30 protein-coding genes and 2 pseudogenes are annotated in these 25177 nt (G+C 66.2%); 19 read left to right on the top strand and 13 right to left on the bottom strand.

Features of this window, described 5'->3' with window-relative positions; all coding sequences use genetic code 11:
- Positions 1–181: 181 nt before the first annotated feature.
- Positions 182–520: a hypothetical protein gene (locus AC069H_RS31865; RefSeq protein WP_478234781.1), complete on the bottom strand. Its 339-nt coding sequence runs from the start codon at positions 518–520 to the stop codon at positions 182–184.
- 156 nt (positions 521–676) lie between these two features.
- On the opposite strand from AC069H_RS31865, the gene AC069H_RS31860 reads away from it, so the two are divergent.
- The 4 genes and pseudogenes from AC069H_RS31860 to AC069H_RS31845 all read left to right on the top strand — a co-directional run bounded on the left by AC069H_RS31860 (position 677) and on the right by AC069H_RS31845 (position 2814).
- On the top strand, positions 677–1477 hold the full coding sequence (locus tag AC069H_RS31860) for a GntR family transcriptional regulator (protein WP_478234780.1): 801 nt from the start codon (positions 677–679) through the stop codon (positions 1475–1477).
- A 3-nt stretch (positions 1478–1480) separates the two neighbouring features.
- The gene (locus tag AC069H_RS31855) at positions 1481–2326 is read left to right on the top strand and encodes a glycosyltransferase (RefSeq protein WP_478234779.1); all 846 of its coding nucleotides are present in this window, start codon (positions 1481–1483) and stop codon (positions 2324–2326) included.
- 41 nt (positions 2327–2367) lie between these two features.
- Positions 2368–2559: pseudogene (locus tag AC069H_RS31850) on the top strand (winged helix-turn-helix domain-containing protein); the annotation flags it as partial.
- Positions 2560–2628: 69 nt separating this feature from the next.
- The gene (locus AC069H_RS31845) at positions 2629–2814 is read left to right on the top strand and encodes a hypothetical protein (protein ID WP_478234901.1); all 186 of its coding nucleotides are present in this window, start codon (positions 2629–2631) and stop codon (positions 2812–2814) included.
- Between the two features lie 435 nt (positions 2815–3249).
- Here the strand turns inward: AC069H_RS31845 and AC069H_RS31840 are convergent, their stop codons facing one another.
- From AC069H_RS31840 to AC069H_RS31830, 3 genes are all read right to left on the bottom strand, one after another.
- On the bottom strand, positions 3250–4332 hold the full coding sequence (locus AC069H_RS31840) for a DNA cytosine methyltransferase (protein ID WP_478234778.1): 1083 nt from the start codon (positions 4330–4332) through the stop codon (positions 3250–3252).
- 55 nt (positions 4333–4387) lie between these two features.
- The gene (locus AC069H_RS31835; RefSeq protein WP_478234777.1) at positions 4388–5194 is read right to left on the bottom strand and encodes a type II restriction endonuclease; all 807 of its coding nucleotides are present in this window, start codon (positions 5192–5194) and stop codon (positions 4388–4390) included.
- Positions 5195–5359: 165 nt separating this feature from the next.
- Positions 5360–6196, bottom strand: coding sequence for a hypothetical protein (locus AC069H_RS31830; protein ID WP_478234776.1), 837 nt, complete (start codon positions 6194–6196; stop codon positions 5360–5362).
- A 180-nt stretch (positions 6197–6376) separates the two neighbouring features.
- Here AC069H_RS31830 and AC069H_RS31825 point away from each other — a divergent pair, with 180 nt between their 5' ends.
- The 6 genes and pseudogenes from AC069H_RS31825 to AC069H_RS31800 all read left to right on the top strand — a co-directional run bounded on the left by AC069H_RS31825 (position 6377) and on the right by AC069H_RS31800 (position 10071).
- Entirely contained in the window at positions 6377–6856 is a 480-nt protein-coding gene (locus AC069H_RS31825) for a very short patch repair endonuclease (protein ID WP_478234775.1), read from the top strand.
- Positions 6857–6963: 107 nt separating this feature from the next.
- Positions 6964–7908 (top strand): annotated as a pseudogene (locus tag AC069H_RS31820) (molybdopterin-dependent oxidoreductase); the annotation flags it as partial.
- A 50-nt stretch (positions 7909–7958) separates the two neighbouring features.
- Entirely contained in the window at positions 7959–8411 is a 453-nt protein-coding gene (locus AC069H_RS31815; RefSeq protein WP_478234774.1) for a molybdopterin-binding protein, read from the top strand.
- Complete coding sequence (locus tag AC069H_RS31810; protein ID WP_478234773.1) at positions 8408–8611, top strand: hypothetical protein; 204 nt, start codon at positions 8408–8410, stop codon at positions 8609–8611. The genes AC069H_RS31815 and AC069H_RS31810 overlap by 4 nt, the downstream gene beginning before the upstream one ends.
- Positions 8612–8650: 39 nt before the next feature.
- A complete protein-coding gene (locus AC069H_RS31805; protein WP_478234772.1) occupies positions 8651–9490 on the top strand; it encodes an alpha/beta fold hydrolase in 840 nt (279 codons plus the stop codon).
- Positions 9487–10071 (top strand): DUF7010 family protein, encoded by a 585-nt coding sequence (locus tag AC069H_RS31800; RefSeq protein ID WP_478234771.1) that lies wholly within the window; start codon positions 9487–9489, stop codon positions 10069–10071. Before AC069H_RS31805 ends, AC069H_RS31800 begins: the two co-directional genes overlap by 4 nt.
- Here the strand turns inward: AC069H_RS31800 and AC069H_RS31795 are convergent.
- Together AC069H_RS31795 and AC069H_RS31790 are read right to left on the bottom strand one after the other, a co-directional pair.
- Positions 10044–10691, bottom strand: coding sequence for a response regulator transcription factor (locus tag AC069H_RS31795; RefSeq protein WP_340688561.1), 648 nt, complete (start codon positions 10689–10691; stop codon positions 10044–10046). The genes AC069H_RS31800 and AC069H_RS31795 overlap by 28 nt on opposite strands.
- A 30-nt stretch (positions 10692–10721) precedes the next feature.
- Complete coding sequence (locus tag AC069H_RS31790) at positions 10722–11921, bottom strand: sensor histidine kinase (RefSeq protein ID WP_478234770.1); 1200 nt, start codon at positions 11919–11921, stop codon at positions 10722–10724.
- A 222-nt stretch (positions 11922–12143) separates the two neighbouring features.
- On the opposite strand from AC069H_RS31790, the gene AC069H_RS31785 reads away from it, so the two are divergent.
- Positions 12144–12695 carry a DUF4190 domain-containing protein gene (locus tag AC069H_RS31785; protein ID WP_125674380.1) on the top strand — a complete coding sequence of 184 codons (552 nt, stop codon included), beginning with the start codon at positions 12144–12146 and terminating at the stop codon, positions 12693–12695.
- A gap of 365 nt (positions 12696–13060) precedes the next feature.
- Here AC069H_RS31785 and AC069H_RS31780 read toward each other — a convergent pair whose 3' ends face one another.
- Complete coding sequence (locus AC069H_RS31780; protein WP_478234769.1) at positions 13061–13306, bottom strand: hypothetical protein; 246 nt, start codon at positions 13304–13306, stop codon at positions 13061–13063.
- 9 nt (positions 13307–13315) lie between these two features.
- Between AC069H_RS31780 and AC069H_RS31775 the strand changes: the two genes are divergently transcribed.
- A complete protein-coding gene (locus AC069H_RS31775; protein ID WP_478234768.1) occupies positions 13316–13786 on the top strand; it encodes an acyl-CoA dehydrogenase family protein in 471 nt (156 codons plus the stop codon).
- Positions 13787–13960: 174 nt separating this feature from the next.
- Here AC069H_RS31775 and AC069H_RS31770 read toward each other — a convergent pair whose 3' ends face one another.
- Positions 13961–14407 (bottom strand): heavy metal-responsive transcriptional regulator, encoded by a 447-nt coding sequence (locus AC069H_RS31770; protein WP_034305512.1) that lies wholly within the window; start codon positions 14405–14407, stop codon positions 13961–13963.
- A 129-nt stretch (positions 14408–14536) separates the two neighbouring features.
- Here AC069H_RS31770 and AC069H_RS31765 point away from each other — a divergent pair, with 129 nt between their 5' ends.
- Together AC069H_RS31765 and AC069H_RS31760 are read left to right on the top strand one after the other, a co-directional pair.
- Positions 14537–15334: a TIGR03084 family metal-binding protein gene (locus AC069H_RS31765; RefSeq protein ID WP_126736495.1), complete on the top strand. Its 798-nt coding sequence runs from the start codon at positions 14537–14539 to the stop codon at positions 15332–15334.
- A 97-nt stretch (positions 15335–15431) separates the two neighbouring features.
- Complete coding sequence (locus tag AC069H_RS31760) at positions 15432–16073, top strand: histidine phosphatase family protein (protein ID WP_478226202.1); 642 nt, start codon at positions 15432–15434, stop codon at positions 16071–16073.
- On the opposite strand, the gene AC069H_RS31755 is transcribed toward AC069H_RS31760, so the two are convergent.
- From AC069H_RS31755 to AC069H_RS31740, 4 genes are all read right to left on the bottom strand, one after another.
- Positions 16070–17275 (bottom strand): cytochrome P450, encoded by a 1206-nt coding sequence (locus tag AC069H_RS31755; RefSeq protein WP_478234767.1) that lies wholly within the window; start codon positions 17273–17275, stop codon positions 16070–16072. The genes AC069H_RS31760 and AC069H_RS31755 overlap by 4 nt on opposite strands.
- 35 nt (positions 17276–17310) lie before the next feature.
- Positions 17311–18015 carry a TetR/AcrR family transcriptional regulator gene (locus AC069H_RS31750; protein WP_478226204.1) on the bottom strand — a complete coding sequence of 235 codons (705 nt, stop codon included), beginning with the start codon at positions 18013–18015 and terminating at the stop codon, positions 17311–17313.
- A 108-nt stretch (positions 18016–18123) separates the two neighbouring features.
- Positions 18124–19062: a CE1 family esterase gene (locus tag AC069H_RS31745; RefSeq protein WP_478234766.1), complete on the bottom strand. Its 939-nt coding sequence runs from the start codon at positions 19060–19062 to the stop codon at positions 18124–18126.
- Between the two features lie 161 nt (positions 19063–19223).
- On the bottom strand, positions 19224–20465 hold the full coding sequence (locus AC069H_RS31740) for a glycoside hydrolase family 3 N-terminal domain-containing protein (protein WP_478234765.1): 1242 nt from the start codon (positions 20463–20465) through the stop codon (positions 19224–19226).
- Positions 20466–20754: 289 nt separating this feature from the next.
- Here AC069H_RS31740 and AC069H_RS31735 point away from each other — a divergent pair, with 289 nt between their 5' ends.
- Genes AC069H_RS31735 through AC069H_RS31725 form a run of 3 tightly spaced genes read left to right on the top strand, consistent with a single transcriptional unit; the run spans position 20755 to position 22198 of the window.
- Positions 20755–21105, top strand: coding sequence for an ArsR/SmtB family transcription factor (locus AC069H_RS31735; RefSeq protein ID WP_340687061.1), 351 nt, complete (start codon positions 20755–20757; stop codon positions 21103–21105).
- A 29-nt stretch (positions 21106–21134) separates the two neighbouring features.
- Entirely contained in the window at positions 21135–21617 is a 483-nt protein-coding gene (locus AC069H_RS31730; RefSeq protein WP_478234764.1) for an SRPBCC family protein, read from the top strand.
- A gap of 5 nt (positions 21618–21622) precedes the next feature.
- The gene (locus AC069H_RS31725) at positions 21623–22198 is read left to right on the top strand and encodes a TIGR03086 family metal-binding protein (protein WP_478226404.1); all 576 of its coding nucleotides are present in this window, start codon (positions 21623–21625) and stop codon (positions 22196–22198) included.
- A 6-nt stretch (positions 22199–22204) separates the two neighbouring features.
- Here AC069H_RS31725 and AC069H_RS31720 read toward each other — a convergent pair whose 3' ends face one another.
- Positions 22205–22687, bottom strand: coding sequence for a MerR family transcriptional regulator (locus tag AC069H_RS31720; RefSeq protein ID WP_478234763.1), 483 nt, complete (start codon positions 22685–22687; stop codon positions 22205–22207).
- On the opposite strand from AC069H_RS31720, the gene AC069H_RS31715 reads away from it, so the two are divergent.
- Together AC069H_RS31715 and AC069H_RS31710 are read left to right on the top strand one after the other, a co-directional pair.
- Entirely contained in the window at positions 22686–23780 is a 1095-nt protein-coding gene (locus AC069H_RS31715) for an alkene reductase (protein WP_478234762.1), read from the top strand. The two genes, AC069H_RS31720 and AC069H_RS31715, sit on opposite strands and share 2 nt — an antisense overlap.
- A gap of 28 nt (positions 23781–23808) precedes the next feature.
- Positions 23809–25134 carry an amidase gene (locus AC069H_RS31710; protein ID WP_478234761.1) on the top strand — a complete coding sequence of 442 codons (1326 nt, stop codon included), beginning with the start codon at positions 23809–23811 and terminating at the stop codon, positions 25132–25134.
- Positions 25135–25177: the final 43 nt, after the last annotated feature.

Here is a 25177-nt window from a genome sequence, read left to right as displayed (position 1 = left end):
TTTCGTCTAGGACGGATACGCCCGCCGGCCCCTGACGAAATGAGGTCAGGAACCAAAGCGCGTAACCGTATTAGGCGCGTTTTGGGCATAGTTGGGCTCACTATGTATTTGTCAATGAGCAGAAGAATTCAGTGCCCGAGCGGGCAAATTGCCGATTTGGCAGGATTCACGCGACGCGCGATCAGAGCAGGGGCTTCATGCCGGCCGCACCCCAGGCCACACCCGAGACGGTCTCGCCCCGGTCGTTCTTGAACGAGTACGGCGTCACGCGCGGGTCGATCAGCTCGACGCGGGTCATGTCGTCCTCCGAGAAGCCCTCGCCGGGATCGGCATCCAGGGTCACCCGGATCTCCTCGCCCTTCTCGCCCTTCGCCTTCACCATGAGCGCCACCACGAACTTGGCGTTGCCCTCGCGGTCGGTCACGGTCTCGTCGCGACCGTCGACCTTGCGCATCTTCATCTCCGGGTTCTCCGAGACCGTGAGCCGGTAGCCCGCCAGGTTCACCGGGATGTTCCTCATGTCGTCCTCCATTGGTCGGTTCCAGACACGCCATCCCGGTATGGACTTGTCATCCCGGGATGGCGTGTCTGGAACCTTGCCATCCTCATCCGTGCCTTGTCAACCCCATCCCGGGATGGAGTTTGACTGCCCGGGATGATGTGGGAGGATGGAGCCATGGAACGAATGGACACGAAAGCCGTAGCTGCGCAGCTCCGCGCGGACATCCATGACGGCAAGTTCGCGCCAGGGGAGACACTGCCGAACACTGACCAGCTACGTGAGCGGTTCGGTGTCGGCAAGAACGTCGTGTCCGCCGCCGTGCAGACCCTGAAGGGGGAGGGGCTTCTTGCTCCGGGTGGGCGCGGGCAGCCGGTACGGGTCCGCGCGATTCCGCAGAAGCTGACTCGCTCGAACGTCAACTATCAGGAAGAAAAGGATCTCGTTAAGGCGAGTGAGGATGTTCGTCGGCGTCGCGGTTCGGCTGAACGTGACGCCAATCTTTCAATTGAAGAAGTCAACGACGACTCGGTAACGTATGAGGTTGTTCCGCCGCCTGACGAAGTGGCCAAGATCTTGGGTCTTGGGTCAGATGAATATGTTCTTCGCCGGACATATTTGCGGCAGTATCGTGACGGCGAAGGCTACAGTAGAATGATTTCCTACTTGCCATACTCGCTTGTCAAAGATTATCCGCCTCTCTTGGACTCGTCAAATGAACCTTGGCCAGGTGGCACGCTTCATCAGCTGTACACGGCGGGAGTGGAGGTATGCGCGATTGAGGACCGTGTCTCCGCTCGCATGCCAACAGAGGAGGAAGTGGCCCTCTATGACATTCCCTTTAACGTTCCCGTCATTCCGATTTTGAAGATCAGCTACGACGCATCGGGGCGCGCGGTAGATGTAGCAGAACTTTTGACCCCGGCTGACCGGATTTCGCTGTCTTACATCACCGAACTGCGAAAGTGGGACGAGTAAGCAATGGCAACGCCGCGCTTGATTTCTGTGGTTACAGCCGTCTTCGATGGCGGACACCACTACCTCAAGGAGCTCTACGAGTCCCTGTGTGCTCAGGAAATGCCCGAAGGCTGGTCGTGGGAGTGGTGCGTACAGGAAGATGGAAACAGCGGAACACCAAAACAAGAGCTTCCCGGCGACGATCCGCGCGTTCATTACGGCACGGGGCTTGCTGGTCGCGCCGCCGTCACTCGAAATATGGCCCTGTCGCAGGCGCAGGGGATTGTGATTCGCAACGTTGACGCAGATGACGTACTACTTCCCGGTGCACTATCACGGGACATTGATGCGTTGCACCGCGTTGCTTGGTGCGTGTCGGCAGGCCTTGATCTGCATGAGGACGGAACCACAACGCCAGGCCCGTACGACCCGCCGAATGGCCCAGTTGAGCCTGGCCGCTTCTATAGGGAACAGGCAGAGGACAGGCTCTCGGTTCTCGCAGCGAACCTCGCGATGCACACTGACCTCATCTGGTCATTAGGCGGGTGGATGGCGCTCACGGGGGCCGAGACGATCGCCACGCTCTTGGCCGCAGAAGCGGTGACTCCAGGTGAGTTCATTGCCGAACCGAGCATGCTCTACCGGAAGCACTCTGCGCAGACCACCGCCTCTGCGGACTACTGGAACCCGCAGGAAGACGAGGCGCGCAGACGTCTCATTCAGATGCGCGTCGATGCCATCCACGCCAACCGAACGCGGTACCTGCCGGGGTCGATCGATGGTGACGATTCGGCTGTGGACCCGTCGATTCCGCCGGAGGCGCGTCAGGCGCAGGGGCTTTCGCGTATGACGCGGGGCAATGAGGCCTGAGTCTGGAACCTGGACCAGGCGCCGGCGAAGGGAGCAAGCTCGTGGTTGAACCGGCATACGTCAGGATCGCGGACGCCTACGCACGTCGTATCCGCACCGGAGAACTTCGGTCGGGGACTCAGCTTCCCAGCTGCTCGGAAATTGCGAGCGAGCATGGTGTCTCAGACATTGTCGTCCGGAAGGCTCTTGGACTCCTGCAAAGTCAAGGCCTAGTTCGGTCCGTCCGACGTCGCGGCGTCTTCGTTGCTGACCTTGAAGGCCTCGCCCTACCCTCTGCCGACCGTCAGACACCTCCCGAAGCGATGTTCGACAACGAGTCCGATCAGGCCACGAATCAGGAGGCATTGAGCGCCTACATGCGCGCGCTCGACGACCTTCGGGCGATGCAAGCCAAGCATCATGCGGAGACGCGCCGGAGGTTCGACGAGGTCAAACAGGGCATAGCCGAGATCAACACTCTGCTACGGGCCCTGATCGACAAGGCCTGATGCCGTCCGATCGCCAGCCATGCCGCTCGCGTGTTCAGAGTTTCATTACTTGTTCAAGGCGGCCCCTCCGGGGCCGCTGAGCACTGTGTTTGACTCGCGGGCAAGTCCCGCCGGGGCGTGCGGGCTGGCGCCCGGTCCCCGGCGGTCGCCCGCGGAAGAACAGCCCAGCGGCCACGCGCCGGCGGGACCGCCGGAAGCGGAGGGACACATGTCCTCGCCGGACGGGCAGGTCTCCGAGATGGCCGGGGATGCGCGCAAGTTGCGTCCGCACGGGAGCCTTTCGGCATCTCCTCGACCTCCCAGAGGGCTATCGCGCCGTGTCAAGGGGGCGGCCTGCTCGTAAGTCACGCTGGTACGCGAGTGCCCCCTTGACACGGCGCGATTGGGGCTGCGCCAGGTCGAGGAGATGCCGAAAGGCTCCCGCTCTAGTAGGGATTAAAAAAGATGTGTTTCGTCAGGTTTTGTTCTGAACATTTGATTCACGACCGCGTATGCGAGCTTTGGTGGAACAGAATTTCCGATCTGAGACTGAACTGAGCCACGCTTTCCTAGAAACTCGAACTCGTCAGGAAATGTAAATAACCTCTTCAGTTCCGGGATTCGAAGTCGGCGGTTCTCCCAGTGAAACGGCCCAACGTATGGGCCGGGCTGCGCTTGAATGGTCGGAGCCGGCCGGTTCGGGTCCAACTTCAACAGGAATGACCAATAGCGGGAGCGCCATCGGAACTGCGGGTCGGGGTGTCCCCGCTCGGCCGTGTAGTGCAGGTAGTTCTCGCCAGGCGGAATCTCGGGGAGCAAGTGACCGTACTGGCCAGCTACTTCCTCTGACTCCTCTGGGGTCGTGACCAGGTCTTCAAGGGCCTCGCCAGCAGTGATGTGCGGGGTATCGCTGTGTCCAGTGGCGCGACGCTCCCACTTGCCTCCATGTTGAGGCGCGGGATGGGTGGGCATGTTCTTTTCGTTCTTGCGAACACCCATCACAAACAAGCGTGGACGCGCTTGCGGAACGCCGTGGTCCGCCGCATTCAGCACCTTCCAAACGTACTTATAGCCAGCCTCTTCGATTTCAGCGAGTAGGCGTTCAAATGCGGGGCGGCTAGCTTTATTGTTATAGGTCAGCGCGTAGACGTTCTCGAGGACAAAGCCACGAGGCTTCGCTTCGCGCAGTACGCGGGTGTACTCCTGCAGGAGGCTTGCTGTCGGGTCGAGGCCCTCGCGCTTCCAATCGAGCCAGAAGCCAGACTTGGAGAAGGGTGTACATGGCGGCCCGCCGATGAGCAAGTCGGGTCGCTCGCGGCCCTTGAGGCCGGCTGTGCGCAAGATCTCCTTCGTGGGCACGTCGAGGATGTCGCCGCAGATGACCGAATCGGCCATGTGAGAGAAGTTCTTCCTCATCGTGTCGGCTGCATCGGCGTTGTACTCGACTGCAGCGCGTACCTCGAAGCCCGCCATCTCGGCGCCGAGGTCAAGCCCGCCAGCGCCTGAGAACAGCGAGATTGCGATACCACGAGTCGTCATGGGGGTGATCCTCTCATCCGGCACCGACGGTTTTGACGCGGCACGCTATCGAGGGCTAGCCACCGTCGGTGACTTGACTTTGTCGCAGCCTGGCGATCTCTGCAGTCTGCTGCCGTACCAGGCGGTCGAGTTGCTTCTGGACCTGCGTGCTTACGCGGAAGGGGAAGTTCCTCCAGTAGTCATAGAACTCCTGCGGCGTAGCAAACTCTCCGCGCCCTTCGCGCAGGTCAGCGAGGCCGTCGACGGCGCCGATGTACTCGCGCGTGGTCGACGACCGTTTCTTGCTGGCGATCCGCCAGGGCTCCTGCACGATCACCTCGAGTTCACTGAGACGCGCCGCGGTGTCAGGTTTGAGCTGATAGATCATCAGAAGGTCGATATGTGACTTGTACTCGCTGAAGGGGCGAAACGTCCCTGGCCAGTGGAGATCCCGCCACTTGAAGTACGTGTTGCCCGTATAGAGCGTGATCCTGCTTTGCGTACGAGCTCGACCGCGTTCAGTAGCCTTCGCCAGGCGTGCGGCCTTGACGTCCACCGCGTGGTGGCCGCCACCGAAGGCTGGTCCGCTGAGTTCAAGGTCGGGGTAACCGCGTTCCGTGCCACGCTGACACGAAGCGCCCTCTAGCTGGGTTATGCGCTCTACCAGGAAGTCAACAACGGACACTTCCAGCACGTTGGCGAGTGCGGCGGGTTCCTTCGGCAGCGGAAGTAGATGCCCGCCTGAGGTCAGCTTGTGCTCGAGATCCTCTGGTCCAGTCGCAACGAGTGGCCAGGTACTGTCCGGGCCAGAGCGGCGAAAGACGCCTCGAACGTCGAAGGTGTAGTCCGCGCACTGTGTCCTCAGCCACTCGATCGGGTCCATACCGGGCAGCTTTGCAGATCACTCGAACGAAGATTTTCCGGCCCGGCCAAGTCCCGCCTGCACGGTTACGCCCACCAGGTGAACGATTTGCAAAAGCAATCATTCAGTGCTGTCTCGTCACGCAGGGCGGTCAATTGAGTTTCCGGCTGCTTGCGCCGGTGTCGCTCAGTCGAGATCAAGTTCCCTACGTATTTCCGATGGGAGTAGTGTCACGAGTCTTGTTCGTGCCTCCTCGCCTTGGAGTCCGTCAAGGCTGAAATCGGGGCTCTGTCGCAAGCGATCGAGCAGGTCTGCCTTGTCGATCTCCTGTAGTCGTCGAACTTCATCGGGCGTGAATAATTCGGGGCCCCATTGCTGGTCGACTCTCTTGCCTTCCCATTGAAACCCGTTGGCACCTAGGAAGCGCTGGTCTAGTGCGGTGAGGCGGATCAGGCGACATGGGTCACGGTGTGAGCCGAGCGTCTTCAATTCCCATTCCGCCAGTTCTTCAATTGGTATGAGTTGCCCTAATGATGCATATTTCCGAAACTTGGCGGAAATTATGGGCAGGAACCCTTGAATACCGCGATTGATGCTTCGGGTGCGAGCTTTCTCATTGACAAGAAACAGTTTCTTGGGCTTTTCGTCGAAGTGACATTTGACATCAAGCGGAGTGGGTGGTTCGGTCGTCGCAATCAGGTCTGGTCGATCAACGGAGCGCTGCAGGTCCAGCAAGCCATCGGAGCCCTTGCTTAGGCTGGCGCGATCCAGTAGCTCGAGACCCACGAGTTCCCCGAGCGCGCCCTGAAGATCGTTGAGTTCATTCTTTCGCTCTCCGCGATTTCGTCGTGACTTTCTGTGTTCGTCGTTCACGGCGGTGCGCAGAAGTCCCAGCACGGTTGAAGCGGCCCACAACGGGCGCGACAGCTCAATTCGGCGCGGAAGGTTCAATGGCTCCTGAAGCTCGTTCAGCTGACTAGACGACACGGGCGAATCCCCCGAAGTGGCGTCGAACATCATCATGGGGGGACGGTAGCGCGGACCACCGACAGCCTTGCCCTCTTTCTGGAAGAGGGCTGCCAGGGCCATGATGACCGGTCCGACCGTTGCCCTCAGGCTTGGTCTCCACCTGCTGCTAGCTGGCCAGGGTGAGATCATGCAAGTACGGTGCTTCGCGCACAGTGCGGAATCCCGGACGGTTTGATGGTTGGAGTCGTGGTGCCAGCGGATCGATCGCGGTCGCAGACCGGAGCGTCGCCATATCCTGAGCCGTTGAACGAGGGGCGCTCGCGGAGCATGCGTGGTAGCCGGCGAACGGATACCAAGCCAGAGATGGCGCTGCGCGGGGAACTGCATCGGCTTGGCTACAGGTACCGCAAGGATCATCGGCTGGACCTGCCTGGCGGGGTTCGTGTGCGACCGGACATTGTGTTCACGAAGCGCAAAGTTGCCGTGTTTGTCGATGGCTGCTTCTGGCACGTGTGCCCAGATCATGGGACCAAACCTGCGCGGAACGAGTGGTACTGGACCCCAAAACTTCGCCGAAACGTCGAGCGGGATCAGCTGGTAAACGAAGCGCTGGGCAAGGCCGGATGGCGTGTCGTGCGCATCTGGGAACACGAGGATGTTCACATTGCAGTTGGCCATGTACGGAGAGCGATCGAACGCGGGGCAAGTGGCTGACGTCAGCTTTACTCGCATATAGAAGCGAAGGTATTCGAGGTAGAAGGGGTCGTATCGCGTCAAGGAGCAGCCCCGCCTTACCCCTGGAAATCATCGCGAAGTAACCGATGGCGACAACAAAGGACAAATGTTCCCTTTTGTTAATATTGCAGGTAGTGATAGGTGGACGGCAATGCACGACAGGCATCAAGCGTTGCCGTCTCAAAATCGACCCAGTGCGGGTTCGATCCCCGTCCGGGGCACCACCGGTTCCGCTCTGTGGACGTCCTGGTCCGCGCGGACCGCCGCTGCCGACAATGACCCGCACGACCGGAACCGGCCTGACCGACGAAGCCGCCTACGACCGCGCTCGGCTCGCCCAGTGGCGCGCGGGGGAAGCGAGGGGTGACGGGATGTCGTGGCGCGGCCTGCTTCGGCTGGCGGCCGGTGGGTCACTCGCGCTGACGGCGTTCGACACGTTTCCGGCCGGAACGGCGTCGGCGGCCACGCCGATCGTGAAACCCTTGCCGCCGGAGATCTTCGAGGTCTACGGCACCAACGCCGAGACGCGCTGGGAGGCGCTGAGCGGGCAGGGCTATCTGACGCCGGTCGAACGGTTCTTCGTGCGAAACCACACCGCCACACCGTCGATCGACGCCGGCACCTGGCGGCTGAAGCTCTTCGGGACCGGGCTGCGTGGAGGGCCGGTCGAGTTCAGCTACCGAGACTTGCTCGGGTTGCCCGCGGAGACGATCACTTCCGCGATCGAATGCGCGGGCAACGGACGGAGTTTCTTCAGCAGCCAGCAAGGGCAGGTGGTGTCCGGCACGGCGTGGAAGCTCGGCGCGATCGGGGTCGCGCGCTGGCGCGGTGTCCGGCTCTCCACCGTGCTGGCCAAGGCGGGATTGACGCGGCACGCGGTGGACGTCCTGCCGGAGGGACTGGACGCCGACTATGTCACCGGCGGGGTCAACCTGGGGAAAGGTTCGCCGCCCGTTGCCGATCGCGAAGGCCTGCAGGACGTTTTGCTGGCGTACGAGATGAACGGACGTCCGCTGCCGCCGGACCACGGCCATCCGGTGCGGCTCGTCGTGCCGTCCTGGGTCGGGATCTCGTCGATCAAATGGCTGGGCGCATCGAAGTCTCGGACACGCCACTGGTGTCGCCATGGAACACGCAATACTACCGGCTGCTCGGGCCGGACTATCCGGCCGATGGCACGGTCGTCACCCGACAGGTGGTCAAGAGCGCTTTCGAACTGCCCTGGAATGCCGAGTTCGTGGCGGGCGGCAGGCAGGTGCTGCGCGGCCGATCGTGGTCGGGAAACGGCCGGATCCGGCGCGTCGAAGTCGACACCGGTGCCGGTTGGCGGCAGGCGAAGTTCGTGGGCGCGGCGGCCGATCGAGGCTGGCAACGCTGGGAGATCCCTTGGCGCTCCGGCGTTCCCGGTGCCCACACCTTGCGTGCGCGGGCCACGGACATCACCGGTGTCACCCAGCCGGAGGTCACTCCGTACAACTCCCAGGGGTACCTGTTCGACGCCGTCGTCCGGCATCCGGTCCGGGTGGTGAGATGACGCGGTCGGTCGAGGTGAGAGGGGAACAGGCCGTCGAATTGACCCTGGAGTTACGGGTGAACACCGACCCGGAACACGCCGCCGCGATCGCCGCGCGCCTGATCGAGTCCTTTGAGGACACCGTGCTGACGCCGATCACGACGGTACGTGGCGTCGGCTACCGGTTCGACGGGGCGGGCCAGGTGCTCATCGCGAACTGAGCGCCATCCGGGCAAAGCCGGGATGTCAGGATACGAACCGTGACTTCGACCTACGTTTTCGTGCACGGTTCCAGCAGTGCCTCGTTCACCTGGGGCCCACTGCAACGTGAGCTCGCTTTGCTCGGCCACCGCACGCTGGCCGTCGACCTTCCCGGCCACGGCTTCGCCGCCGGTTTCCACGCCGCCTACCAGGCGCCGCAGGACCTCGAAGCGCTGGCCACGGCGCCGTCGAACCAGGCGGGTGCCACGCTGGCCGAGGCTGTCGAGCAGGTGGTGGACGTCGTGCGCAAGGTCGCCGAGCACGGGCCGGTCATCCTGGTCGGGCACAGCCGCGGCGGGGTCACGCTCACCGGCGTCGGCAACGCTGTCCCGGAACTGATCGACCGGATCGTCTACATCTCCGCGTGGTGCTGCGTCGACGCGACGGTGGGCGAGTACATGCAAGGACCCGAGTACGCGAGCAGCGCGCTCAATGACGTCGGCGGTGTCGTCGTCGCCGATCCCGCGACGCTCGGCGCGCTCCGGATGAACTGGCGCACCGCCGATCCCGCGCTGCTGGCCGGGTTGAAGACCGCGATGCTCGAAGACGGCACCGAGCAGGAGTTCTTCGCCTACCTCAACACCCTCGAGCCGGACGAGAGCCTCGACGCCGGGACCGAACTCGCCGACGCCGCCACGTGGGGCCGGATCCCGCGCACCTACATCAGGCTCACTGAGGACCGGTCGATGCCGCTCGCGCTGCAGGACCGGTTCATCGAGGAGGCGGACGCGCTCACCCCGGACAACCCGACCGACGTGCGATCGCTCGTGAGCAGCCACGTCCGGTTCCTCATCCACCCGCAGGAGGCCGCCGTAGTCCTCGCCGGCCTCGCGCGATGACGGACGCACAGTTCACCAAAGGACATCTGATCACCCTGTTGATCAGTTCCGCGATCGGCGTGGGATTCGGTGCCGGGTGGTGGTTCTTCGGCGCGTCCTCCGTCTCCGGCGGATCGACGCCGCTCGTCGTCGTGGGCGTCGCCGTGGTCCTGGGACTGGCAGGCCGGCTCGTCCTGACCGCCCGCCGGGGCACCGGGCTGCCCGCGGGCGGTGGCCGGGAGGAAAGCCCGTTCGGCAGGCGGTACGGGATCGCCGTGGTGCTCATGCTGGTGGGGATCTTCGCCGGGGCACGGGTGCTGTCGGCGGTCTTCGAAATTCCCGAAGCCGTGCCCGCGTGGGTGCTCTTCGTGGTCGGCCTGCACTTCGTGCCGTTCGCGAAATTGTTCGGTTCGCGGCGTTTCCTGGTGCTGAGTGCCGTGTTGTGCGGCGTCGCCGTGCTGGCCGCCGTGCTCGCGATCGCGGGCTGGGCGGCGGCCTGGCAGCTCGTGCCGGGCTTCGGCGGCGCGGTGGTCCTTTGGGCGACCGTCGTCGCCGGGTTGTTCGCTACGGACCGTCAGGGAGCGACAAGCCCGGCTTCGTAGGCGAAGATCGTCAGCTGGACCCGGTTGGCCGCGTCGAGTTTCGCGAAGATCCGGGTGATGTGGGTCTTCACCGTCGCTTCGCTCAGGTGCAGTGCCGCGCCGATTTCGGCGTTGGTCCCGCCCTGCGCGACGGCGGTGACGATCTCCCGCTCGCGTTCGGTCAGTGTGCTCAGTCCGGCTCGCGCCCGATGACGGCGAGGACTCGTCCTGGTCGCGACGAAGTGCCCGATGAGCTTCCGTGTCGTCCGCGGCGAAAGCATCGCCTCGCCCGCCGCGACCACCCGCACCGCGTCGATGATCTCCTGCGGCGAACCCTCTTTCAGCAGGAACCCGCTGGCGCCCGCGCCGAGCGCGTCGAAGACGTATTCGTCGAGGTCGTAAGTGGTCAGCACGAGAACCTTCGGCGGATTGGGCAGCGCGGTGACGGCGGCGGTCGCGGTGAGGCCGTTCATCCGCCGCATCCGGATGTCCATCAGCACGACGTCGGGCGCGTGCATGCTCACCTTCGGCACGGCTTCGTCCCCGTCGCCGGCTTCCGCGACGACCTGGATGTCGCCCGTGCTGGACAGGATCATCGACAAACCGGTTCGCACGAGCGGGTCGTCGTCGACGAGCAGCACTCGCAGTGGGCGCTGGTTCACCCGGACAGGTTAGTGGTGTCCCCACGGTAGCCAAGCCTGGACGGCGAATGTGCCCTCTTCGGTGGGGCCGGCGCTGACGTTCCCGCCGATCAGCGTGACCCGTTCGCCGATCCCGGTCAGTCCCGCGCCGGTACCCGGCGGCTTGCCCGCCGCCGCCGTCGCGGGCAGTGGATTGACGACCTCGACGGTGAGCCCGTTCCCGGGGCCTCCGCGAACCGAAACCTCGGCCGCCGCTCCCGGGGCGTGCTTCAGGATGTTGGTCATCGACTCCTGGACGATCCGGTACGCGGTCGTGCCGAGCAAGGCCGGTGCGCCGCCCGCGTCGTCGAGCAGGATCGTCACGTTGACCCCCAATCCGGCCCGCCGCGCGTTGGCGACCAGCTCGGGAATGTCCGCCAGCGTCGGCTGCGGTGGCTCCGGATGGGATCCGTTCTCGCCGTTCTCGCCGAAACCCTGGCCATCACGCAGGACGCCGATGACCTGCCGCAGATCTTCGAGCGATTGGCGGGCCGTCGTGCGGACGGTCTTCGCCGCTTCCGTCGTCGCGGGTCCCTTGCTGACCTCGAGCGCGCCGGCCTGCAGCGAAAGCAGGGAAAGCCGGTGCCCGAGGACGTCGTGCATCTCGCGCGCGATCCGGGTGCGTTCCGCGCGGCGGGTCATTTCGGCGCGGAGTTCCTCTTCCTTGGCCTCGCGGATCGCGATCGTGCCCTGCATCCCCCGGACGACCCCGACGGTGAGCGGTACGGCCGTCATCACGACGGCGACCGTCAGCGTCCCCATCACCTGCACCGCGGACAGCTGCTTTCCGACGATCTGCCCGGCGACGGTCACATCGGGATGGCGGTTGGCGTCGCCGAACAACGCCCACGCCGTCGCGATGTAGACCAGTACGGACCCGATCCACAGGAGACGGTCGCGGCGGTGCGCGGCCAAAGCGGCGAGGGCGACCAACGCGGCCAGCGCGTCGGAGCGGAAGCAAAGCGGCGGAACCAAGGCGATGCCGAGGACGAGTTCCGGCCATTTGTGCCGCCAGCAAAGCATGACCGCCGCCGCGATCCCGGTGAAGAAGCCGAGCGTGGACCACCACGTCGGGTCGAACTCTCTCGTCGCCGGAAGATAGCCCTGGGCGCTGAAGACGAAAATGCTGCTGATCACGCACGCCGCGACCGCCACCACGGTGAGCACCACACCGAGCACACGCCTTGCCATGCGCTGAGCGTACGCAAGCAGGCCAGGTCACCCACATCAGCGGAACCGATCCTTCGAAGCGCGCGAATTACGACTTTCGTCGTAACGGGTTCACGCGCCGAGGACGACGCGGCCGCCTCGCGATCGCTGGTTGTATGCCGCCTCGTTCATCCCGTTGGAAAGGAAATCTCCGTGACCCAGCAAACCCCCTACACGCCGGCCCCGCAAGCCCCCGCCAGCCCGATGCCTCCCCGCAACGGCATCGGCGTCACGGGCTTCGTCCTCGGCCTGGTGGGGCTGGTCTTCTCCCCGATCCCGTTCGTCGGCGTCATCGCGTGGCCGCTGGTGATCCTCGGCCTGATCTTCTCGATCATCGGGCTGATCCGCGTCAAGAACGGGAAGGCCTCCAACAAGGGGCTCTCCATCACCGGTATCGCCCTGTCCGCGCTCGGGCTCGTGGTCTGCGTGGTGTGGATCTTCGTGTTCAACGCGGCGGTCAACGAGGTCAACAACGAAATCAACCGCACCGCGAAGGTTTCCTACGAAGTCACCGGTGACGCCACGAACGTCGAGGTCATCTACGGCGAGGTCCTCAACCCCACCACCGAGACCGTTCCGGCGCTGCCGTGGAACAAGGAAGTCGAGAACAAGGGCGTCTACAAGGGCGGGACGCTCACGGTGACCACGGGCGAGACCGGTGGATCCGTCACCTGCAAGATCACCGTCGACGGCGCGGTCGTTTCGACCAAGACCGCTTCGGGCGAATTCGCCATGGCCGCCTGCACCGGAGTGTGACGGCCGGACCGTGAAAGGCCTCCTTCGCCATTCTCGGGGTGGCGAGGAGGCCTTCGCGCTTCCGGCATGATGCGCCCACGAACGTCACTGGATCGAAACCGTCACCGAACTGGCGAGGGACTTCGCCGCGAACGCCGCCGAGCTCGACGAAACGGCCGAGCTGCCCATCGCCAACCTTCACGCCTTGCACGCGACAGGGCGACGTTGCCCGCGGAGTTCGGCGGCGAGGACCTCAGCTATCGGAGCTACGGCGAGATCGTCCGTATTCTCAGCGCCGCCTGTTCGTCCACCGCGTGCGTCTGGGTGATGCACATCGGTGCCGCGGTCGGGCTGGCCCAGTTGTCCGCTCCCGACGTGGGGCGCTTCTATGCCGAAGAACTCATCGGCGGCAAGCGGTTCGCCAACGCGCTTTCGGAACCGAGCAGCGGCAACATGTTCCTGATGCCGCAGCAGAGCGCCGAGCCCGCCGACGGCGGATACCGGCTCACCGGCGCCAAGCGGTTCGTTTCCGGTTGTGATGCCGCCGACCATTTCCTGGTCAACGCGCTCGTCGGCGGCGAGCCCACGTTCTTCGGCGTCTCGCCGGACGACACGATGACCTTCGTGTCCATCTGGACACGATGGGCCTGCGCGCCAGCCGAAGCCAGCTCGTCTCCTTCGAAGGGACCCTCCTGCGGGAGGACCGCAGGTGCCCGCCCTCGGCCGAGCGTCGCCCGAACCACATCGCGGCAGGCCTCGCGTTCCTGTCACTGGGGATCGCCGACGCGGTGGAGGAAGCTCTGGTCTCGCACGCCCGAAGCCACGTCATCCCCGCGACCGGGCAGCCACTCGCCGAAATGCAATGGCTCCAGTTCGAAGCCGCGGACGTCCACGCCCGTCTCGAAGCCGCGCGCGTGTACTCGCGGAACATGGCGTGGCTGGCGGACCGGAATTCACCGGAGTTCCTGCCCGCGACCATGACGGCGAAGGTGCTCGCGAACGACATCGCCCGCGAAGTCGCGCAGCTGGCGCTGAAAGCCGGTGGCGGTTCGGGCTTCCTGCGCACTTCGCCGATCCAGCGGCTGTTCCGGACACGCAGGCGGGCGGCCTGATGGCCTACTCGGCCGAAGTCTGCAGAGACCGGATCGGGAAGACGGTGCTCCTGCCGCAGGACTGACCTCGGATGGCCGGCCGGGTGACGTCAAGCCCGGCCGGTCCCGCCGAAGCGGGTCAGCAGCAGCCGCTGCCGCAGCAGTCGCAATCGCACCAGTCGTCGTTCCGCATGGTCATCCACCTCCTCCCTCGGGGTCGCAGCCGGGCGGGCACCAGGCGCCGGGAACCGGATCGGCGCAGTTCTCGCCGGACATCCCGGACAGCATGGAAGTGAGTTCGGCGCGCAGCTCGCCGAGCCGCGCCATCTCCGCCTCGATCTCGGCGAGATGGCGTTCCAGCATGGTTTCGGCGGGTTCGCACGGGCATACGCCGGTGTCACGCACGCTCAGCAGGTCACCGATCTCCGTCAGCGTCAGCCCGAGCCGCTGGGTGCCGCGGATGAACCGCAACCTCTCGATGACGCCCTCGTCGTAGCGCCGGTGGGCACCGGTCGTCCGCGCGGGTGTGGGCAGAAGGCCGATGCGCTCGTAGTAACGCACGGTGTCCGGCCGCACGCCGGCGCGGGAGGTCACCTCGGACATGGTCAACGCCGTCAGCGCCTTCGTCGCTTCGGTTCGCATGATGCGAGGGTAGAACTTGGACTCGGCTCCAGAATCAAGTCCGGATTCCGATGGCGCTCACGAAGAGAAGACGACGGCCAGGCGCGTCCGCATCATTCGAGAGGGTGGAAACGGCGAGAGGACGGCATGGTGACTGACTTCCGGAACGTGATCAGGGACCTCACCACGGAGGGTGAACAGGTCGACGCCCTGGTGGCCGGCCTCGACGACGCGGGATGGGATCTGCCGACGCCCGCGACGGGCTGGTCGGTCAAACACCAGATCGCGCATCTCGCGTTCATCTTCAAGATCGCAGGGTTGTCCGCGGCCGAGCCCCGGGCCTTCGCCGAACTCGCGAAATCGTCGATGGCGCGCGGGTTCGACGCCGCCGTCAACGCGGCCCTCGACGACTACCTCGGCGACCCCAACGAGGTCCTGCTGAGCCGCTGGCGCGCCGAACGCGACGCCGGTATCAAGGCGCTCGCCGCGGTCCCGGCGGACCAGGTCGTCCCGTGGCTGGTCAACCCGCTGCCGCCGGCCATCCTCGCCTGCGCCGGGATGATGGAGCTGTTCGCGCACGGCCAGGACGTCGCGGACGCGCTGGGTGTGCGGCCGGAGCGGACGGACCGGCTCGCGTACCTCGTCGGCTTCGCGGTCCGGGTGCGGGACTTCGGCTACGAGGCGCGCGGCCTGACCCCGCCCGAGCAGGAGTTCCGGTTCGAGATCACCTCGCCGTCCGGGCAGTTGTGGACGTTCGGCCCCGAGGACTCGCCGGAGCGGATCACCGGGAGCGCGGAGGACTTCTGCCTCCTGGTCACGCGGCGCCGTCACCGCGACGATCTCGACGTCCGTGCCGAGGGCGCGCTGGCCGACCAGTGGCTGGACATCGCGCAGGCGTACCGCGGTCCGGCGGGCGAGGGGCGCTCGCCGGGACAGTTCGGCCGTTGAGAGTCCCGTCATTTCCGCGGTGATGGGGCATCCTGGAAGTCGCGATCAACTCGCACTCGGTGCGATCGTCGATGCACACGGGGTCTAGGAGGCGATCGTGACACGAGTGTGGCTGATCAGGCATGGGGAAAGCGAGTCCAACGCGGGCCTTCCCGGCGGGGAGCCGGGGGCTTCGGCGCTGACCGAACTCGGCAGACGGCAAGCCCTCGAAATCGCGGACTCGCTGTCCGAACCGCCTCGGTTGATCGTGACGTCGCCGTTCCTGCGGGCACGGCAGACCGCCCAGCCGACGATCGAGCGGTTCCCCGGTGCGGAGCGTGAGGAGTGGCCTGTCCAGGAGTTCACCTTTCTCGGCGAACTCCATGGACAGGTCACCACCACCGTCACCCGTAAGCCGTACACGGAGGCCTACTGGTCCCGTGCCGATCCGCACCACGCGGTGAACGGCGCGGAATCCTTCGCGGCGCTCTTCACCCGGACCCAGGATTTCCTGGCGCGGCTGGGAGACAGCGAACCCGGGCCGATCGCGGTCTTCACGCACGGGCTCTTCATCCGCGCGGTCATGTGGTCGTTGCTGACCGGGATCACCACGCCGGACAGCGAGGCCATGCGCGGATTCCGCACGTTCGCCGACACCTACCTCGTGCCGAACGGCAACATCACCGAACTGCGGTACACACCCGGGAAGCGGGTTCCGCGAGTGGTGGTCCCGCTCGCGTCCCGGTACGCGGACCGCTAGGGCTTCAGCAACAGCTGGAGCTTGTTCACCCCGGTCATGTTCGGGCTCGGGATGAACGACGGCGGAGCGGCCGGATCGGTGCGCAGATCAGGGAAGCGGTCCAGCAGGATGTTGAGCGCCGTCTTCCCTTCCAGCCTGGCGAGCGGGGCGCCGATGCAGAAATGGATCCCGCGGCCGAAGGCCAGGTGCGGGTTGTGCGCCCTCGCCGGATCGAAGGTGCCGGGATCCGTGAACGTACGCGGATCCCGGTTCGCCGCCGCGACCCAGATGCCGAGCATGCTGTCCGGCGGGATCGTCTGGCCGCCCAGTTCGACCTCGGTCGTCGTGGCGCGGGCGACGAGGGCGAACGGGCTGAGGAAACGCAACGATTCCTCGATGGCGGCGGGCAGCAGTGCCCGGTCCTCGCGGACACGCCGGTACTCCTCCGGATGGGAATCCAGGCACAGCACCGTGTTCCCGAGCAGCATCGTGGTGGTGATGTGCCCGGCGAGCAGCAGCACGTTCGCGAAGTTGACGACTTCGTTCTGCGTGAGTTTCGCGCCGTCGACCTCGGCTTCGACGAGTTTGGTCAGCAGGTCTTCGCGCGGGTTCCGCCGCCGGTCGTCGACATGCTCGGCAAGGTAGTTCACCAGGTTCTTCACCTGTGCGGCCGTTTCCTCGGCGGCCTTCTTGTCCTCCTCGGTCTGCTTGATCAGTGACCGCTGCTGGCTGTTCCGCAGCAACGTGTCGACCCATTCCTTGAACAGGTCGCGATCGCTCGCCGGGATGCCGAGCAGTTCGGCGATGACGATCACCGGCAGCGGGTAGGCCAGATGGGTCACCAGTTCCATCGAGTCCGCGCCGTCGACGGTGTCGAGGAGTTCGTTCGTCAGCGCGGCGATCCGCGGTTCGAGATCCGCGACGACCTTCGGCGTGAAGGCGTGGCTCACCAGCGTGCGCAGCTTCTTGTGATCCGGCGGGTCCATCACGAGCAGATTGCCCTCGACGAACAGGTCCTTGTCCGGTGAGAGCTCCTCGGGGATCAGCCGGGTGGTGTCGGAGGAGAACACCTTGGGGTCACTCAGGGTCTTCAGCGCCTCTGCGTGGCCGTAGACGTTCCACATGCCCGTCTCGGAATCGAAACGGACCGGCTCGGCCGGGAACTCCTCTCGAAGCCAGAACTGGCCTTCGTGGACGCCCCAGTTTTCGGCGATCGTGGTCATGGCTTGCCCCCTTCTTCAGTGGTGGAGAGCCCGGATCAAGCGGGCTCCTCGGGGCCGTCCTTCCGGTAGATCCAGGCGCGATAGGACGAGATCAGATCCTGGAACGCCTGGATCACTTCGGCCGCGGTGGCGGCCACGTTCGCCGGGGACGGCGGCTCCGGCGGCTCGAACGCCGTCCGGATGATGTGCGCGAGAGCGTCGGCCTTCTCCTCGGAGTCGAGGTCGGCGCCGTCGGCGATGAAGCTGTCCATCAGGTAGAACCCCAGCGACGAGGCGCGCAGGGAAAAGAGCAGGTTCGGGATGTCGTCGCGCAGCAGGCCGCGGTCCGTCATCGTCTTCAGGTAGCGCTCGCTCACGACCGCGTCCTGATCCTGCAAAGGATGTTTCTTCAACCGGCCCAGCAGTTCGGTGTTGCCGGTGATGAGCGCGCCGAGCAACGGGTTCCGCTGGGTATGGAGGAAGACCGCCCGATGGAACCGGTGTGGGACGACTTCCGCCGGATCTTCGTCCAGCCGGGCAAGGAGATTCTCGGCGGCCCGGAGGGATTCACGCAGGAGCAACGCGTGGAAGAGGGTTTCCTTGGTGGGCCAGTGCAGGTAGATCGTGCCCTTCCCGATGCCCGCCTGACTCGCGATGTCCTCGATGGTCACCTTGCGATAGCCCAGCCGCGTCAGCAGGACGCCGGCCGCGTCGAGGATGCGATCGGCGCGACCGGCGGTGCGGTCCGGACGTTCTGCCACGTGCGCTCCCCATCTCTGACTTCGTGACCAGATTTGCTCATCTGGTCATCCGGTCAGTTAGACGGTAGCCCCGGGGGTGCCGGTCCGGCAAGGGAATCGACGAGTTTCTTAACGCAGACGGTGGGCGAGCAGGAACTTCCAGATGACCGGAGTCGCGTCGATGACGGTCGGAGTGACGGAGTCGTTGTTCGGCGCGGTGCTCGGCCAGACGTGCCCGGCACCTTCGACCCGGTAGTGCTGCAGCGAGCAACCGAGCCAGCGCTGAACGGTGACGTCGGTTTCCGGCGAATACCGGATCGGATGCGGGAAGCAGCCGTTCCGGTCCGCCCACGCGGCGAGCCAGTCCGGCAGCGCCGGCAGGCCCTTGGCGGGATTCCCGGCGTAGGGGATCGTCGCGTCGGCCGTGCCGTGGAAATCGAGAATCGGGGCGGGACGCGACGGGTGGCATTCGCCGCCCTGCGGGTAGAACGCGCCCGCGACGGGTGCGAACGCCGCGATCCGGCCCGGCATCCGGCAAGCGAGGACACCGACGAACCCGCCGCCGTTCGACTTGCCCGTCGCGTAGATCCGGCGGGAGTCGACACACAGTTCACGCTGGAGCGTGTTCAGCAGATCGCTGGTGAAGAGCACGTCGTCGGCTGCGGCCGAGTACGGCGCGCCGGTCCATGCCGATTCGCCGTCCGTTCCCGGAAGTCCTTGCGGATAGACGGAAATCGCGTCATACGCGGAAAATCCGGATAGCTCCTCCTGGTATTTCGACGTGCGTTTGTGGCCGTGGAAGGACAACACCAGCGGGTACGGCCGGGACGGCCGGTACTGAGCCGGAACGTGCACCGTGTACTCGCGGAGCAGGCCGCCGGACGTCAGCGTCCGCAGCGTCGTCGTCCCGGCGGGAACCGGGGACGGACGCTGGCAGCCGGTCGTCCGCACCGGGTGATCGATCGGCGACGGTGCGGCCGACGCCGTCGGGGCGGCGAACAGGCTCAGTCCGGCAGCGGCGGCGGCAGCCAGCGCGAGACGACGCAGGTACTTCGTGGGACCAGGCACGCGATCCTCCTTGATCGGGCGGCAGGGCGTGGTCAGGGTCACTCCTGCCGCGGGCCCGGTCAGCATTGTGTTCATTGAGTTTTCGGACCGCTTTCCGTCACCTCTGGCGGGCGTGCCGATCGGGCTCGCCGAGGATCCAGGGGTGTCCAGCCGGTCGCAGGTCAGCCGCAGGCGCGTTTCGCCGCGAGCACGCGGGTCAAGGCCTCGTCGACCCGGGCGGCCGGGAGGTCGCCGGACGCGAGCGCTTGCTCCAGGGTGGTCAGCACCGTCCCGACGTTGCCGCCGGAGGACCACAACGCTTGATCCGCTCCCGCCTGCAGGGCCTTGAGCACGGCCGTCTGGAGCGGGTACTGCGCCGTGATCGCCTTCATCGCCCCGAGATCGTCGGTGATCACCGGGCCGTTGAACGCGTAGTCCTTCCGCAGCAGCCGGTACGCCGGTGCCGACAGGGTCGACGGGGTGCCGCCGGTCAGATCGGGCACGTCCAGGTGTCCGACCATGACGCCGATCTCGCCGTACTCGCCGATGTCGCGGTACGGCACCAGGTCGACCTTGCGCAGCGAGGCGAGCGGCGGCGTTCGTACCAGTCCCTTGTGGGAATCCCCCGTGGCGTGCCCGTGCCCGGGGAAATGCTTCAGCACCGGCTGCACCCCCGCGTCCCGCAGGCCCTGCGCGAACGCCAGGACGTACTTGCGCGCGGTTTCCGGGTCCGCGCCGAACGATCGGTCGCCGACGATGTCGCGGTCCGGCTGGTCGGTGATGTCGGCGTCGGGCGCGTAGTCGACGGTGACACCGCGGGCTCGCATCTGCCGTCCTCGCTCGGCCGCCTTCGCCCGTACCTGCGCCGGCGTCAGTGTCGAGGCCATCTTCCGGGCGCTCGGCATGTCGCCGTCGAGGGCGTCGATCCGCTGGACACGGCCGCCTTCTTCGTCGATCGCGACCGACACCGGGACCTTCGCGGCGCGCTGGACGTCGTCCAGTGCGCGGTTCCGCAACAGGGCCGTCTCGTTGCCGCCGAGGAAGATCCCGCCGACCTGCTGGTCGCGCACCAGCTTCACCGCCGCCTGCGGGTCGCCGGCGTTCACGCCGACCACCACCAGCTGGGCCAGCCGCTGCCGGGGGCTCATCCCGGCGATGACGGCTTCGCAGCCTGGAACGGGCGCCTGCTCCGCCCTCGGTGACGGCGAGGGCGTGGGCTTGCTGGAGGCGGGCTGGCTTGAAGCGGCACTGCCGCGCGGCGGAGGTACGGTTCCCGCTGGCTGCGCGGATCCGGCCCCGTCGTTCGCCGTACCGCACTGCACGCTGGTGGCCAGGACGGTGGCGGCTCCCAGGATGACGGCCGCCCACCGCTTCGTCGTCTTCGGTCGCCCGGAGTTCATCGGCTCGTTTCGTTCGTCGTCCATGCCGGTGTCGACGGTAACCCCAGTTGCCCTTTCGTACGCGCTCGCGTGCCCTTTGATGCGTGACCGCGTCGGGTAGGGCGTTCGGCTTCACCTCCTTCCGGATCGTGTTCTCTCTGGTCAAGCCGGTGTTCGTGCTTGACAACTGGATCCGCTCCGCCGTAGATTACCGCATGGTTATGGAACCGCAAGGTTATCCATCTCCTCCTCGGGTAGGCGACGGGGGGAGGTGATCGTGAGAACTCGAACTCGTGAGACCTGCTCGAACCCAGGAACAGGAAGGCGGGCGACCGTGGCACAGGATCTGCTCGATGTCACCTTCGCGGCACTCGCCGACCCCACCCGCCGCGCGATCCTCGCGCGGCTCGCGCACGGCGAGGCCACGGTGACGGAGCTGGCCGAACCCTTCGCGATGAGCCAGCCCGCCATCTCCAAGCATCTGAAGGTGCTGGAGCGGGCGGGGCTGGTGGCAAGGGGGCGTGATGCCCAGCGCCGCCCCTGCCGGCTGGTGGCTCAGCCGCTGAAGAACGCGAACGAATGGCTCGGCGGCTACCGCCGCTACTGGGACGAGGCCTTCTCGGAGCTGGATCTCGTCCTCGACGGGGAGATGCGGCACCCGGAACGCCGTCCAGAGACCGATTGACCACCGCACGAGCGGAAAGGAACAGCACGATGGGACGAACTCTCAGCGTGACGAAATCCGGCGATCTCGAGATCGTCATGACGAGGTCCTTCGACGCGCCGAGGACGCTGGTGTTCGACGCGTGGACCAAACCGGAACTGGTGCGCCGCTGGTTCGGTCCGCACGGCTGCGAGGTCGTCGAATGCGAGATCGACCTGCGGGTCGGCGGCAGGTGGCGCTACCGGCTGCGCCACGGCGGGACGGACATGGTGCTGCAGGGCGTCTACCAGGAGATCGACCGTCCGGAAAGGCTCGTCTCCCTCGAGACGAACGAGGACTGTGAGGCGTCGGAAGGCCAGGCCTTGGCGACTCTGACGCTGGTCGAACACGAAGGGGTCACCACGCTGACCCAGGTAGTGCGGTACGGCTCGAAGCGGGTCCGGGACGCCGTTCTCGAATCCGGGATGGAACGGGGCATCGGCGAGGGCTTCGACAAGCTGGCCGAGTTCCTGGCCGCTCCGGTGGGGGCGTGAACACGATGACCGCCATCGCGGACCGATATCGCGTCAGGGCCGACGCCTTCGAGAGCAAGGTCGCCGCCGTCCAAGCCGGGCAGTGGGAGAGCGGATCTCCGTGTGAAGAGTGGAACGCCAGGGATGTCGTCGGGCACATCGTCGACATGCACGGCGCGATGCTTCGCCCCTTCGGGCGTGACCTCGGGCCGGCGCCATCGCTCCTGGACGACCCGCTGGGCGCCTTCCGTGCCGCGCGGGCCGATGTCGAAGCCGTCCTCGCCGATCCCGTACTCGCGGCCACGGAACACGAGACACCGACTGGGAAGATGACCGCGGAACAGCACATCGACCAGGTCGTCAGTGCCGACATGGTGATCCACGGCTGGGATCTGGCCCGGGCCACCGGGCAGGACGACACGATCGATCCGGAGGAGATCGCCCGGATGTGGCCGGCGGCGCAGGCGATCCCCGATCAGATGAGGATTCCCGGAGCGTTCGGGCCCGGCATCGTCGTCTTCGGTCCCGAAGTGAAAGTGCCCGAAGACGCGCCCCTGCAGGACAGGCTGCTCGGCCTGATGGGCCGGGACCCGAACGCCTGACACGGATCAGACATGGATCCCGCGGTGTCGCCGGACGGGCCGGGAAGGAACAGGTACCTCGGCGGTATCGGTTCCCTTGGCCGCGGCCAGGACACGTTCCAGAACCGACAGAGAGGTGGTGAGCAAGGAGATCTGGTTCTGGATCCGAGTCCTGGCGATCTCCAGTTCGCCGGTCATCTCCGGCGAGGGCACCAAATGCGTGTGGTCCCCGGAAACGCACGGAAGGAGTTCCGCGATTTTGCCGCTGCACAACCCGGCCGAATAGAAGAGCTGGATCTGCAGGACCCTGGCGACGTCTTCTTCGGTGAAGGCCCGGTAGCCGTTGCCGCATCGAGCGGGAGTCAGCAGGCCTTCCGTTTCGTAGTACCGCAACGAGCGGACGCTCACCCCGGTTCGCTTCGCCAGTTCACCGATCCGCATGAGTCCACAGTAGCCGCGGGAACCGAGGTTGACCGTGACGTCGGCGTCAGGGTTTAGCTTCGCGTTCATGAGGCTGCTCGAAGCATTCCGCGGTACCGCGCTCCAGTTGACGAACCGCATGGCGATGGCCCCGATGACCAGGGGGCGCGCGGACGATGTCACCGGCCTACCGCATCCACTGACGGCCGAGTACTACGCGCAGCGCGCGAGCGCCGGTTTGATCGTGAGTGAAGGTGTCTGGGTGAACCGGACCGGCAAGAGCGGCCCCGGTATTCCAGGGCTGGCGACAGAGCAACAGGCCGAGGCATGGCGCGCGGTGACGGCGGCCGTGCACGAGAAGGGCGGCCGCATCTTCGCGCAGCTCTGGCACGCGGGGAGGGTCACTCACCCCGGAGTGATGGGCCGGACGCCGGTGGCGCCGTCGGCGGTCCAGCAGGCCGGGCGGATCTTCTCGGCCGGAGGCTGGACGGACACGGTCGAACCTCGTGCGCTCGGCGAGGAGGAGATCGGTGAGGTGGTCCAGGACTTCGCTTCGGCGGCCCGGCGAGCCATCGAGGCGGGATTCGATGGCGTGGAGCTCCACGGTGCCAACGGCTACCTCATCCAGGAGTTCCTCGCCGACAACACCAACCGCAGGGAGGACCGTTACGGCGGCTCGGTCGCCGCCCGGCTCTGCTTCCCGCTCGAGGTGGTGGCGGCCGTGGTCCAGCAGATCGGCGCGGCCAGGGTCGCCCTGCGGATCTCGCCGGGAAACCCGGAGAACGACATCGTGGAAGGCGACTGGAAGGAGGTGTACTCACGGCTCGTGGCGGAACTTCGCCGGTACGAGCTCGCGTACCTGCACGTCATCGACACTCCTGACGCCGAGGTGCTGTCGCATCTGCGGCCCTTGTGGCCAGGAACGCTCATCGCGAATCTGCGGTCCGAGGAGCCGACCACCCGGGACGAGGGTGAGTCCTTGATCGAGTCCGGGCTGGCCGACGTGGTCGCTTTCGGCAGGTTGTTCATCGCGAACCCGGATCTGCCCGCCCGTTTCGCTCTCCGTGCTCCGCTGGCTCGGGCGGACCACGCCGTCTACTACGGCGCCAGGCTCGATGGCTACACCGACTTCCCGGCGTTCGAACCGGACTCGGCGAAGTTCGCCTGTTCGGCGCGCAGCTGATCTTCGCCGCCCGCTCTACAGTGCGGGGATGGTCAAGACGGCAGTGGAAATCGCGGCGGCTGTGCGTGCCAAGGAACTCGATCCGGTCGAGGTGACCCGTGAGGCGCTGGCCCGGATCGCGGCGGCGGACGGGGTGATCGGTGCGTTCCGCCGGGTGCGGGCCGAGGAGGCACTCACCGAGGCAGCCGCTGTCGCCGAACGTCCGGACCTGGCGGATCTGCCCTTGGCCGGGGTGCCGGTCGCGGTCAAGGACGTCGCGCCGATCGAAGGCGAATACGCCTCGTGGGGGTCGCGTGCGGGTTCGTCGACGCTGTCCACAGAGGACGGTGAGATAGCGCGGCGCCTACGCGCGGCCGGAGCGGTGATCGTCGGCCTGACCCGGGTGCCGGAGTTGTGCATCTGGCCGTCGAGCGACGATCCGGACGGGACAGCGCGCAATCCGCGCAATCCGTCCTATGCCGCTGGTGGTTCGTCGGGCGGAAGCGCCGCGGCCGTCGCGGCCGGGTTGGTGCCTATCGCGCACGGCACGGACGGGCTGGGGTCGATTCGGCTCCCGTCCGCGATGTGCGGGATCGTCGGTCTCAAACCGGGTAAGGGCGTGGTCCGTGTACCGGGGGAGAACGGCTGGTTCGGCCTGTCCACGCACGGTCCGATGACGACCACCGTGGCCGACGCCGCCGTGCTGATGTCGGTCCTCGCCGAAGAGCCGGGGCTGACGGACCTCGTCACCCCGAAGCGGTCCCGCATCGCTTTGTCGACCCAGGTCCCGCTGACGAGGGCGCCGCTGCCCCGCGCGTTCAACTGTGCCGTCGCCCAGGCCGGAGAGCTGTTCCGTGCGGCAGGGCACACCGTCGCGCCCGGCACGCCCCGGTACAGCGCCGGAGCGATCGGTGGCCTCCTGGTGCGCTGGGTCGCGGGCCCTGCCGAACAAGCGGCCGAGTTCGATCTCGCCGCGCTCCAGCCCCGGACACGCACCCACGTCCGGCTCGGGCGGCTGATGGCCGAACGCGTCCGGGAGAGCACCCGGGAGCGCTGGCTGGAGCGTGCCGAAGAGTTCTTCACCGACCACGATGTCCTGGTCACGCCCATGATCGCGACGCTCCCGCTCAAGGCCCGCACCTGGCACGAAAGCCGGTGGATCGCCAACGTGGTGCCATCCGTGCGTGTGGCGGGCTTCGCGGGCCTGTGGAATCTCGCGGGCTATCCGGCGATGTCCGTGCCGGTCGGGGTGCATCCTTCGGGCATCCCGGCCTGCGTCCAGCTCGTCGCCGCGCCCGGCGGGGAAGCGCTCCTCCTGGGCCTCGCCGCCCAGCTCGAAGCGGCCAATCCCTGGCCGCGCACCACCGCCTCCTGACCGTTCACAGAAGGGAGCAAGGGACCTTTGCTGTCACTCTCCA

This window comes from Amycolatopsis sp. NPDC043887 (assembly GCF_056435665.1).
Note: the sequence above shows the minus strand (reverse complement) of the source record. Positions and strands in the feature narration are given on the sequence as shown.